Origin of the sequence: Allocoleopsis franciscana PCC 7113, from assembly GCF_000317515.1 — a bacterium.
Classification (GTDB): Bacteria; Cyanobacteriota; Cyanobacteriia; order Cyanobacteriales; family Coleofasciculaceae; genus Allocoleopsis; species Allocoleopsis franciscana.
Genome location: NC_019738.1, coordinates 4384550 through 4395997 on the forward strand (window position 1 = coordinate 4384550; position 11448 = coordinate 4395997).

General features: G+C 46.2%; 10 protein-coding genes. 4 read left to right on the forward strand and 6 right to left on the reverse strand.

All coding sequences use genetic code 11. The features are described from left to right. The first annotated feature begins 58 nt into the window (after positions 1–58). Positions 59–442 (forward strand): hypothetical protein, encoded by a 384-nt coding sequence (locus MIC7113_RS18195; protein WP_015183638.1) that lies wholly within the window; start codon positions 59–61, stop codon positions 440–442. Positions 443–540: 98 nt separating this feature from the next. On the opposite strand, the gene MIC7113_RS18200 is transcribed toward MIC7113_RS18195, so the two are convergent. After that, entirely contained in the window at positions 541–1677 is a 1137-nt protein-coding gene (locus MIC7113_RS18200) for a hypothetical protein (RefSeq protein ID WP_015183639.1), read from the reverse strand. Between the two features lie 426 nt (positions 1678–2103). Here MIC7113_RS18200 and MIC7113_RS18205 point away from each other — a divergent pair, with 426 nt between their 5' ends. From MIC7113_RS18205 to aqpZ, 3 genes are all read left to right on the forward strand, one after another. After that, on the forward strand, positions 2104–2916 hold the full coding sequence (locus MIC7113_RS18205; protein WP_015183640.1) for a class I SAM-dependent methyltransferase: 813 nt from the start codon (positions 2104–2106) through the stop codon (positions 2914–2916). 16 nt (positions 2917–2932) lie between these two features. Continuing rightward, positions 2933–3538, forward strand: coding sequence for a 3-isopropylmalate dehydratase small subunit (gene leuD / locus MIC7113_RS18210; RefSeq protein WP_015183641.1), 606 nt, complete (start codon positions 2933–2935; stop codon positions 3536–3538). 428 nt (positions 3539–3966) lie between these two features. Next, positions 3967–4755 carry an aquaporin Z gene (gene aqpZ / locus MIC7113_RS18215; protein WP_015183642.1) on the forward strand — a complete coding sequence of 263 codons (789 nt, stop codon included), beginning with the start codon at positions 3967–3969 and terminating at the stop codon, positions 4753–4755. Positions 4756–4790: 35 nt separating this feature from the next. On the opposite strand, the gene MIC7113_RS18220 is transcribed toward aqpZ, so the two are convergent. From MIC7113_RS18220 to MIC7113_RS18240, 5 genes are all read right to left on the reverse strand, one after another. Further along, entirely contained in the window at positions 4791–5267 is a 477-nt protein-coding gene (locus MIC7113_RS18220; protein ID WP_041780115.1) for a CYTH domain-containing protein, read from the reverse strand. Positions 5268–5425: 158 nt separating this feature from the next. Next, positions 5426–5935: a CAAD domain-containing protein gene (locus MIC7113_RS18225; protein ID WP_155898030.1), complete on the reverse strand. Its 510-nt coding sequence runs from the start codon at positions 5933–5935 to the stop codon at positions 5426–5428. 331 nt (positions 5936–6266) lie between these two features. Continuing rightward, the gene (gene recF / locus MIC7113_RS18230) at positions 6267–7409 is read right to left on the reverse strand and encodes a DNA replication/repair protein RecF (RefSeq protein WP_015183645.1); all 1143 of its coding nucleotides are present in this window, start codon (positions 7407–7409) and stop codon (positions 6267–6269) included. A 138-nt stretch (positions 7410–7547) separates the two neighbouring features. Next, positions 7548–10469, reverse strand: coding sequence for a cation-translocating P-type ATPase (locus MIC7113_RS18235; protein WP_015183646.1), 2922 nt, complete (start codon positions 10467–10469; stop codon positions 7548–7550). Between the two features lie 62 nt (positions 10470–10531). After that, a complete protein-coding gene (locus MIC7113_RS18240; RefSeq protein ID WP_015183647.1) occupies positions 10532–11437 on the reverse strand; it encodes a lipid kinase in 906 nt (301 codons plus the stop codon). Positions 11438–11448: the final 11 nt, after the last annotated feature.

The following is an 11448-nucleotide window of genomic DNA, read 5'->3' on the forward strand; positions in this document are numbered from 1 at the left end:
TGAGATTGTAGAAGTCCATAGGACAAACGTTTTAAATTACTGCAACGGAGGGAAACTCATGAAGTTTCAAGCTATGCTACTCGCTACAATCCTTGGACTCTCTACACCTACAATCGCGGATATTGCCTTGAGTACTCACGCCGTTGCCCAAGCCAATGCACCTTTAGGTGTCTATAGGAATGGCGAATGGTTAGTCAACATCGGCTACGATAACAACACCTTTAGCTACTACGGGGAAAACTTAAGGACGGGTGATAGCTTAGCTCTCAGAGGGGCGAGAGTTTCAGGTAATAACCAACGTCGGATTTATACCTGGAGAAACGGTGATTTCCGATATCAAGTTGCATGGCAACCCACAGATCCGGGAGTCATTCGCGTCCAAGTATTCAATGGTAGGGGACGAGAAACATTGAATCGTCTTCTCTATAGACGTGTTGATTAATTGACAGTAGCTGTAGAAATAGGACAGCAAGGAGTGGACTTTTTTATCAAGTCCACTCTCTTTTAAACTCTCAACTTAAAGCCGCTTGAGTCAAGTTCTTACTTTGCCTTGTTGGTGTCTTTAATGATTCTCTCATCTTTAATGACAACTCTTTCTTTGATTTCTGGACTGCCGTGAACGTGGATATCCGGATTCTTATTATCCTTATTTTCCTGCTTGGCAGATTCGGCGGCACCTTTGGCAGATGACTTCACATCCTGCGCTGCATCTTTGGCAGATTCGGCAGCACCTTTGGCAGATGACTTCACATCCTGCGCTGCACCTTTGGCAGATGACTTCACATCCTGCGCTGCATCTTTAGCAGATGATTTCATATCCTGCGCCGCACCTTTAGCAGATTCGGCTGCATTATGGGCAGATGACTTAATGGATTCAGCTGCACTCTTGCCCGATGACTTAAGTGATTCGGCTGCACTTTTTATCGATGGCTCAACTGCCTTCGCTGTACCTTTTACAGTTGAGCGCATATCCTTGGTGGCACCTTCAATTTCCTGAGCTACAGCTTTGGCAGAAGGCTTAATTTCATCGGCAGTACTCTTAATAGAGTCGGCTGCACTTTGTACGGAAGGCTTAACACCTTCAACCGTCTGCTTGACTGACTCTTTTACTTCTCTAATGGTCGGTTTGACTTCCTCGGATGCCCCCTGGACTGCATTTACTACAGAAGGCTTGCTTTCCCTAACGGTTTGATCGACAGATTCTGCGATACCTTTAATCGAAGGCTTAGTTTCCTGAACTGTCTCTTTGACAGCTTCTGCTGTACCTTTAATTGAGGGTCTAACGTCCTCAACAGTTTCTTTTGCTACTGTGCCTAGCTCTTCTACAGTGTCTTTAACACCCTCTGCTACAGTATTTGCTGCATCCCCTAAATTATCTACAGCGCGGTTAACAGTATCAGCAGTACCCTTACCAATCATCGCGCCAGCAACTGCACCAGCTACAGCACCCACGACTCCTCCAGAGCGAGCACCGAGTAAACCACCGACGGCAGCTCCCGCTACCCTCGCACCGAGGCGTGTCTCTGATGATTCATCTGATTCATCGGGCTGAAATTCAGCGTTTATGTCAGTCTGATCCTGAGGCTGCTTGATCTCAATGACCTCAATATTGTCAGCATTCTTTTCCTTGAACTCAGGATTTGTGCCGAATTGATTAAAAGGCTGCTTGTTATCCATAATATCTGTTTTTTACATTTCTACTTTCACATACTAACTATTACCACTCACGAAATCTGCTGCTTAAGAAGTAGATTCTGACTCTTACTTAAGAAGTAGATTATCAAAGGTGTTTACCGCTACAAAGCAGATTTACAGAATCTCGAACTGATGGAGAGAGAGGCACATTACATCAATTAAAAAAATAAAACTTTCAATATAATTTTGTCTTATTTTTTTATTAATTATTGGCTAGATTTGCCATCCATCTTTATTTTGGATAAGCATAAGTATAGAAAAGCTGATAGTGTCTATAAGCAGATTTGTTTGGGTTTTGAGACAAACTACAAGGAAATGCCTCTGTTGTGATCGCAACAGCCGATAGTAGATGGTAGAGTGTTTTAACGGAGTGAACGCACCCTACTGCCTACAAAGATTGACTTCAACATGACTCGGCAGACGAATCCCAACGAATATAAACAAGAAATCATTGCGTTCTACAACACAAGAACCGACTATGACAATGATTTTACCTATCGTCGAGCAATTCCCCTGGTTGAATTGGCGCAACTGCAACCCGGACAACATATTTTGGATGTAGCCACGGGGACGGGTATAATTGCGATCGCAGCTTCTGAAAGAGTAGGTTCTGAAGGTAAAGTAATCGCCGTCGATTTTACTCCAGGAATGCTCGACCAAGCACGACGAAAAATTACAGCAGCCGGGTTACAAAACATCGAAATCATTGAAGCTGATGCCGAATCAATCAACTTTGAAGATGAGCGTTTCCATGCGATTTTTTGTGCCACAGCCATTGTCTTACTGAGTGATATCCCGGTGGCGTTACGCAATTGGTACCGTTGGCTCAAAAAGGGTGGAATTGTCGCCTTTTCCTCTTGGTCAGTAACATCCTTTTTCACGCCTGTGATTATTAAAGTTTGCGCTAAGTATGACTTGTCATTACCGAATCTCCATGAACCACTGGGAAGCCCAGAAAAATGTCGTACCCTACTTCAAGATATAGGGTTTAAAGGCATTGAAATAAAAACCGAGCAATTCGGTCGTTACCTCAGTCTTAACGAGGCTCAAAATTTTTGGAAAGGAAAATGGCTTCATGCGAATGGTCATCCGCTTTTTGGGCTATCCGATGAGCAAATCGAGCAATTGAAAGCGGAATTCAGGGCAGAAATTGAGACAATAGCTACAGACAAGGGAGTCTGGCAGGAAATTACTACATTCTTTGTAACAGGTTGCAAATAAGCACAAAGGTAGAATAATGAGTCAAGTTCAATCAGTTTCAGGACGGGGAATTCCTTTAGTGGGTAATGATATCGATACCGATCGCATTATCCCCGCTCGGTTTTTACGGTGTGTCACATTTGATGGTTTGGGAGAACAAGCGTTTGCGGATGATCGCACTCAAGCTAAAGGAGAACATCCCTTTGACCAACCTCAGTATCAAGGTGCCAATATTTTAGTGGTTAATGGTAACTTTGGCTGCGGTTCTTCCAGAGAACACGCTCCTCAAGCGTTATCGAAATGGGGGATTCAAGCCATTGTAGGAGAGAGTTATGCCGAAATCTTTTTTGGTAATTGTGTTGCGATCGGCATTCCTTGCCTGACAGCGCCGACAGAAACCATCCAACAGTTACAAGCAATCCTGAAAGAGAATCCTCAAGCTTCGATAACAGTAGATTTAGAAGCAATGCAAGTTCGTTGTGGTGACTTCCAAGCTTCTGTGACTCTAGGTGAGGGAGCACGGCAAATGCTGACGACAGGAACCTGGGATACTTGCGGACAATTAATCGCCCAAGTTGAGCAGATTAAAACTACTGCGGCTCAGTTGCCTTATATTGAGTGGGGTCGTCGAGTGCCTAGCTGACAGTCGCGTGAGTGGTGCTAACCGACTAGTGCAAAGATATGTGTGCAAGGCAACAATAAAAGAAAGTGAGTTCTCAGCCAAATAGCATAGGCGATGTGACAAATTTAGCTAAAACTAAGTCTTAACCGATGTATAAAGTCCGTTTCAGCGGACTTTATTTTTTTTATTAAATTGTTACAAAAAAAAGAGTTGAATGAGTGATCAGCTAGAGTAATCCATAATTGACAGACTTTTAATAAAGTGATACTGTCTTATCATCAAAATTAAGCCTTTCAAGATTGACTTTCATTTATCCCCAGTTTATTTCTCTGAAGAACATCTACCTAAACTAGGGAATGATTGTTGGGAAATTAGAAAATAAAGCTTCTTAATTGCATACTTTGTTCTCCCGATTCAATCGGCAGCGAATAACTAAAGAGAGGTTAAAAATGTCCATTGTAAAGCGGTGCATTGCTGAGTTTATCGGCACCTTTTGGCTGGTTTTTGGTGGTTGTGGAAGTGCTGTACTAGCAGCCGCCTTCACAGCAGATGCGGCAAAAATAGGTGCAAATACAGCATTTCCACTGGGTATCGGGTTAGTTGGTGTTTCTCTGGCATTCGGGTTGACCGTTATGACGATGGCGTATGCGATCGGTCACATTTCAGGCTGTCACCTGAATCCAGCCGTTTCCTTTGGCCTTTGGATGGGCAAGCGGTTTCCTAGTAGCGATTTGTTGCCTTATATCGGTTCTCAAGTGGGTGGAGCTATTTTAGCGGCAGCCGCCCTGTTTATCATTGCCATGGGTCAGCCTAAATACGGTCTAGGGCCTGATGGATTGGCCGTTAATGGTTTTGGAGAACTTTCTCCAGGTGGCTATTCCCTATTGGCGGCATTCATCATTGAGTTTGTGTTGACCTTCATGTTCTTAATGATCATCATGGGTGCAACAGACCGCCGTGCTCCTCAGGGCTTTGCTCCAGTTGCGATCGGTTTGGGACTCACGCTAATTCACTTGATTGGGATTCCGGTGACTAATGTTTCCGTCAATCCGGCGAGGAGCCTCGGTCCGGCGTTGATTGTAGCAATTTTTGGAGGTCACACCCTAGCCCTTTCTCAAGTTTGGCTTTTCTGGCTGGCACCCATTTTAGGCGGATTAGCAGCCGGCTCTCTATACTTATCGGTATTTAGTGAGTCCAGCCTAGAACGGGAGCAGCAGGCCGTGGAAACGAGGCTTTAAGGGAATCCTTTGCTCAGAATTATTGGCCTGGAGTTTCAACTGTTTTCTGACCATTGACGATAGGGATATTGAACTAAATTGGCATTGAAGTATCTGGGATCATCAGACACTTCTTTGCCAATCCATTCGGGGAGTTCAATGGATTGATTTTCATCGATGAGTTCAACTTCCGCGATAATTAATCCTTGATTTTCACCAGCAAACTCGTCTACTTCCCAAATCAAGCCAGCGTACTCAATTTTGTATCGAGTTTTGTCAATCACGGGCGCTTCGCATAAATTATCCAGCATTTCTTGAGCATCATCGGCTGGGATAGAGTACTCATACTCCGCTCTGGAACAACCCTGAGTTAACCCTTTAATCGTGAGATATCCTTGATTGCCCACGAGGCGCACTCTCACAGTACAGCCTTTTTTTGTAGAAAGGTAACCTTGACAATATCCAATACCTGTCGCGAGTGAGCGCCACTGATCACCTTTGACTAAAAATTTACGTTCGATTTCAGTTGCCATGTGTGCCGTTGAGGGTTGTAGCGACAAAAAGAAGGGGCACGACATTCCGTGCCCCTACTATTCTCTATTAAAAATGATTGGCTTTTCGTTGAACCTAACAAAATTATTTGAGAGCACCCCAATTTACTTACATTCCCGAAGTATTTTACGACACAGAATTAACCTTCTCCGTCGAAAACTTGTTTTTTGAAGTTCTGAATTTCTCCCAAAAGTTCTTGACGGGTTGCAGCGGTTAATAAATAGCGGTAGATAAACCAAATTCCGTAACCTAGACCAATGAGTTCTAAAAGCACCGATACCAATGGGATATCATTGATAGCACCCAGTAAAGCCAGCGTGAGTTTAGCGCTAATTAATGCCAACAAAATCCAGCCAAGACTTGCTAGAAGTGGCTGGTATTGTTTAAAAAAATCTCCAACAGAATTTTGCACATCAGTAATAAAATCAGATGTTTTTTCTCCAAACTGTAGCCATTGCTCCTCTTTAGCGGGTTTTGCAGAGGGCATTTTACTCAACATCAAGTTATCTTCAACCTTGACTTCTACGATGGGTGCTTCTGCTTGAACTTCAACCCGTTCTTCGCTTTTTACAATTTCAGTTGTCATAGCGTATTTAGGAAAAAATAACGTGGAATGATGGACTGATCCATTTCTATCTAAAGCTCTCACGGCTGTAGACGAAAGCTTTCCAGTGCGTTGGTTGAATGAAATCAACACATCGCTCTTCGGCTAGTTGCCCTAAGAATACCTAGAGCAAATTTCATCGATCAGTTCTTTTTAGTCTATTGATGCCTACCCGTTAGGGTCAAGATGTAATCTTGAAAAAAGCCAAATGTCTGAATTTCTTTAAGGTATCTTTATATTGTTATTTCTTTGGAAAAAATTAAAATCATAAATGAGAGAATACTTACAAAAATTAAATAAATAATGACTCAATTATTTGAAATTTGATAAATAAAATCCTGATTACTACTGATATCAAAGGACGAATAATGAATAGCTAAAAACTACTAATTTGTCCCGCATGAACCGAAAGAATTTGAGAAGAATTCAACCACTGGGAATCAAATGCTCCTAAGTGGGTTGTCGTAATCAGGGTTTGAAAGCGGTCTTGAATGGCGTCCAAAAGCTGATTTTGACGGTTTAAATCCAATTCTGCCAGCACGTCATCGAGCAACAATAAGGGAGGTTCTCCTACAACTTCCTCAATTAGTTTGAGTTCTGCCAGCTTCAGCGCCAACACCAATGTGCGTTGTTGACCCTGAGAGCCATAAGACCTAGCCGGAGTCTGATTGATGGTCAACTCGACTTCATCTCGGTGAGGGCCAACTAGAGTCGTCCCTTGACTTTGTTCAGGAATTCGACGCTGTTGGATTTTGTCTAAAAATGCCTTTTGTACTTCTTCTGGGTCATCTTTTTCAGCGCGGATATTGGGCGCATAAGTCACGTCCAACACCTCAGTTGCCCCACTAATACTCGCGTGCCACGCCGCCGCCAGGGGTGCCAACCGTTCTAGAACTCTCGCTCGACGCCGCGTAACGCGTGAACCGGTGGTTGCCAGTTGTACATCCCACAGCGCTAGTTCTGAATACAACTCTCTGGATGATTCCTCCAGTTTTCCTTCTGCTGCCCCAACTCGGTATTTTTTCAGGAGGGCGTTACGCTGTCGTAGTACCTGGTTATATTGTTGCAAGATGTAGGCATAGATGGGTTCCAACTGAATCAGGAGGGAATCGAGCCAGTTGCGACGCCGTTCCGGTGCCCCTCGCACCAGTTCCAAATCCAGACTGGAGAACTGTACCGCATTGAGGATACCTAAAAAGTCAAGCTGTCGGCGTAAGGCTTCCCGATTGAGGGCAACGGTGCGTCGTCCCTGAGTGCGGAGAGTTAAATCGAGATCGATTGAACCATAGGCACGTTCCAGGTTAGCGCGAATTTGACCCACTGCCGCTTCTTCTAAAACAAGGTCGCGATCGCGCACAGAGCGATGACTCTTAAGTGTCGAGAGCAACTCTACCGCCTCTAGCAGATTTGACTTCCCTTGAGCGTTATTACCCACCAAAATCGTCTTGGGGGCATCAAAATCCACGATGCAGTCTCGGTAATTACGAAACTGTTTCAGGTGCAACGTTTTCAGATACATTTTGCTCTTGGGTCATTGGGTTGAAGATTGAAAGTGATAACGTTGAGAGGCTAAAACCGATCAACCTGCTTTCCTTGCCAACGATTAAGCTACCAACTTACCAACTTTCAACTTTCAACCCCTGTCTGGACTAATGATTTAAGCACGACGACGGGAATAGTAAAAGCGGAAGAAGAGTTTCTCCATCTCAACCCAAACAAACAATAAAGAACTAAAGCCTAGGCAAATAAGCAATTCTGTCGGGCTGAGGTAGTGAGTCCCGAAGAAACTTCGCAGCGGCGGAACATAGACGAGGGCTAGCTGTAGCGCGGTCGTAACCAAAACAGCCCAGAGCAAATAAGGATTAGAGAAGGGGTTCACCTGTATTACGAGGCGAGAAATTGATCGAACTGCCAAGGCATGTCCCATTTGGGCAATACAGAGGGTGGTAAATACCATTGTTTTCCAAGTCTCTGGATTTCCCCGATAGCCAGAGGCATGAGTATAGCTGTAAGCCCATACCATTAAAGCAATACTAATAATCGCAAACACAATGCCGATGCGAACCATATAAGACCCCAACCCTCTGGCAAAAATATTCTCGCGGGGACTAAAGGGAGGGCGTTTCATCACATCCGGTTCTGGGGGTTCCACTGCTAGGGCGAGGGCGGGCAACCCATCGGTGACGAGGTTCATCCAGAGAATTTGTAACGGTGTCAGAGGAACACCGCCCAATCCAATGATGGGAGCGGCAGCAATGGTTAGTACCTCACCAATGTTACTACCCAGGATGTATTTAATAAATCGGCGGATATTGGTGTAAACGACCCGACCTTCTTCGACGGCATGAACAATTGTGGCAAAGTTGTCATCGAGGAGTACCATATCGCTGGCTTCCTTACTGACATCGGTGCCAGTGATTCCCATGGCAATGCCAATATCGGCTTGTTTGAGGGCGGGTGCGTCGTTCACCCCATCGCCGGTCATCGCTGTGAATTTACCTCGGCTCTGAAGCGCTTGGACGATCCGCAGTTTGTGTTCTGGGGAGACACGGGCATAAATGCTGACATGTTCGACTTCTTGTTCGAGTTCCTCTTGGCTGAGGCGTTGTAATTCTTGACCGCTGAGGACGCGATCGCCTACTTGGGAAATACCTAAACTTTGCGCGATCGCTTGTGCCGTCAATTGATGGTCACCGGTAATCATAATCGGACGAATACCCGCCTCACGGCACTGCTCTACCGCCTCCCGCACTTCGGTGCGCGGAGCATCGAGCATTCCCACTAACCCCAGCCAAATCAACTCTTGCTCAGTGGAGTTTTCTGAGGCTTGTGAAGGTATACTCTCTAAAGGTTTGTAGGCAAATCCCAGTACCCGCAATCCTGAACCGGCCATCTGGTTATTCTGCTCCAAGATCTGCTGACGCTGGGTATGGGTCAGGGTTTCAACCTTATCCCCTTGCTGATAGGTTTGACAACGTTCCAAAATCAGTTCTGGAGAACCTTTTGTAAACATGACAAAAGGCGATTCTTGAGCGTGTTGGGCAACGTTTTGAGTTCTGCCTTGACAAATCACACTCATCCGCTTGCGTTCTGAGGAGAACGGAAATTCCCCGACTCGCTTGAGTTGACGAGTCAACGAGTCCTTTTCCAAACCACTTTTGCCGGATAGGGACAGTAATGCTCCTTCGGTGGGGTCCCCTAAAATGATCCATTCCTGTTGTCCATGGGTCGCTGAGTTCCGTTTGCCATTCTCTTGACTTTTTGGGACTTCCTGCTGTAAGACAGCATCATTACAAACGACACAGGCAATAAGCAGCGTTTGCAGTTCTGGATACTGTTCGGGTCTAATGGACTGATTGTCGATTTTGAACTCGCCTGTTGGGGTGTAACCCTCACCTGTCACGCCAAACGTTCGCTCCACCGTCGCGACGTGCTGCACGACCATTTTATTTTGAGTCAATGTGCCGGTTTTATCAGAGCAAATCGTTGTCACACTCCCTAGGGTTTCTACGGCTGGGAGTTTACGAATTAAGGCGTTGCGACGCACCATGCGCTGTGTTCCCAACGCCAGAGTCACGGTAATAACGGCAGGTAAACCTTCCGGGACGACAGCGACAGCCATAGAAAGAGAAACTTCCACCAGCTCTTGCAAGACCCCGCCATTGAATCTGCCCGTATCCAGGTAGGATTTGAGCATACCGCCCACAATCACTAAAGCAACCAGCACCAGCGAACCCGTGACCAAGACGTTACCCAGTTGGGTCATCCGCTGTTGCAAGGGTGTCGGCTCACTTTCCACCGCTTGCAGCATCTCGGCAATTTTACCGAGTTCTGTCCGCATTCCCGTACCCGCGACGATGGCAGTGCCTCGTCCGTGAACGACTTCGGTTCCTTGATACACCAAATTAACGCGATCGCCCAAGGGTGTGTCTTCTTGCAGTTGAGCCTCAACCTGCTTCGTGACGGCTTGAGCTTCCCCAGTCAGGGCAGCTTCCCGAATTTGGAGATTGGATGCCTCAATCAAACGCGCATCCGCTGACACCTGAACACCCGCTTCTAGGAGCATAATGTCCCCCGGCACCAGTTGTTTGCCCTCGATCTCAACGGGTCTGCCATCTCGAATGACTCGCACCTTCGGGGAAGAAAGGCGCTTAAGAGCCGCAAGTGCTTTCTCCGCACGGCTTTCTTGAAGGTAACCCAAGATACCGTTAAGAATCACGATCGCCATAATCGCGATCGTATCTTTGAAGGGAACTTCGCCTTGTGAGCCTCCTTGTTGAAGCGAAATCAAGTCTAAAACCCCTGAAATAATCGCTACCACAATCAACATCACCAACATGATGTTTTTGAACTGATCGAGGAGGATTTCCCACTTACTACGACCGGCGGTTTCTTCTAATTCATTGGTGCCATACTGCTGCAACCGCTCTTCAACCTGTTGGGATGTCAGACCAGTTTCTGCATTACTGCCCAACTCTAAAAGGGCCTTCTCAACGTCTAGGGTGTGCCATGCATTTGCCAGAGCAGGCCGAGAATTTGAATGACTAGATGGAGTCACGGGTACTGTTTGCTGTAACACGATACGAACTCAATCATAGTCTTAAAGACTAATGACAGAGTACGAATAGAATTGAGCGGTAATCAACTGTTAATTTTCACCTCTCCCAGTAAGGGAAACTCAGGCACGAAAACGGTGATTGCCTTGGGGATGAGTCTAAATTTTGCCGGGGTGTAGGTCACGATTTCCCCATCGGCATTGATGGGCTGAGGTTTGCGAGTCAGAATTTCAAATTCTTTACCCTCCAGGGTACGCACACCCAGCCACTCGGCCTGCCTGCCTCGCCATATCGCCGGGAGCAACAGGATAATCTGCCACCAATGCTGATATTCTAAGCTATAAAGATCTAGGCGTTGGTCGTTGATCGCCGCATCCCTCGCCACCGCCATGCCTCCACCATAATATCGTCCGTTCCCCACGGCAATTTGTACTGTTTTGACCCGAATTGACTCTTTCTGGGTCCGAATTTCCGCCCAAAAGGGTCGAGCTTTCCAAACCACTTTCAGGGCAGTAGCCGCATAGGCGAGGACTCCCCATACACGCTTGGCTTGTTTGTCGAGTTTATTGGTAATTTCTACGGAAAGCCCCAGACTGGCGACATTAAAAAAGTGCTTATCATTGACTCGACCTAAGTCAATCCGTTGAGTGTGACCGGCGGCAATCACCTGGCAAGCTTTGGGTATTGACTGGGGAATTTTCAGGGTGCGTGCGAGATCATTGGCGGTTCCTAGAGGCAAAATGCCTAAGGGTAACTGAGTACTCACTAACCCTTCTACGCAGGCATTGAGGGTACCATCTCCACCGCCAATGATCACTAAATCCACGCGATCACGATAATCACAGATCAGGTCTGACAACTGCTGGGGCTGTGCTGTTGATTCTTCAAACAGTTGAAAGCCCAGCGCTTGTAACTGGCTGATAGCGTTGGAGAGAGTTTCTTCTCCTCGCCGAGAGTGACGATTTACCAGCAGCAGCGCTCGCTGAGTCATGCCGCGCCTCG

Excerpts from the sequence above, each read along its gene's own strand:
- MIC7113_RS18195 (WP_015183638.1), top strand. The coding sequence starts at position 59 with ATGAAGTTTCAAGCTATGCTACTCGCTACAATCCTTGGACTCTCTACA.
- MIC7113_RS18200 (WP_015183639.1), bottom strand. The coding sequence starts at position 1,677 with ATGGATAACAAGCAGCCTTTTAATCAATTCGGCACAAATCCTGAGTTC.
- MIC7113_RS18205 (WP_015183640.1), top strand. The coding sequence starts at position 2,104 with ATGACTCGGCAGACGAATCCCAACGAATATAAACAAGAAATCATTGCG.
- leuD (WP_015183641.1), top strand. The coding sequence starts at position 2,933 with ATGAGTCAAGTTCAATCAGTTTCAGGACGGGGAATTCCTTTAGTGGGT.
- aqpZ (WP_015183642.1), top strand. The coding sequence starts at position 3,967 with ATGTCCATTGTAAAGCGGTGCATTGCTGAGTTTATCGGCACCTTTTGG.
- MIC7113_RS18220 (WP_041780115.1), bottom strand. The coding sequence starts at position 5,267 with ATGGCAACTGAAATCGAACGTAAATTTTTAGTCAAAGGTGATCAGTGG.
- recF (WP_015183645.1), bottom strand. The coding sequence starts at position 7,409 with ATGTATCTGAAAACGTTGCACCTGAAACAGTTTCGTAATTACCGAGAC.
- MIC7113_RS18240 (WP_015183647.1), bottom strand. The coding sequence starts at position 11,437 with ATGACTCAGCGAGCGCTGCTGCTGGTAAATCGTCACTCTCGGCGAGGA.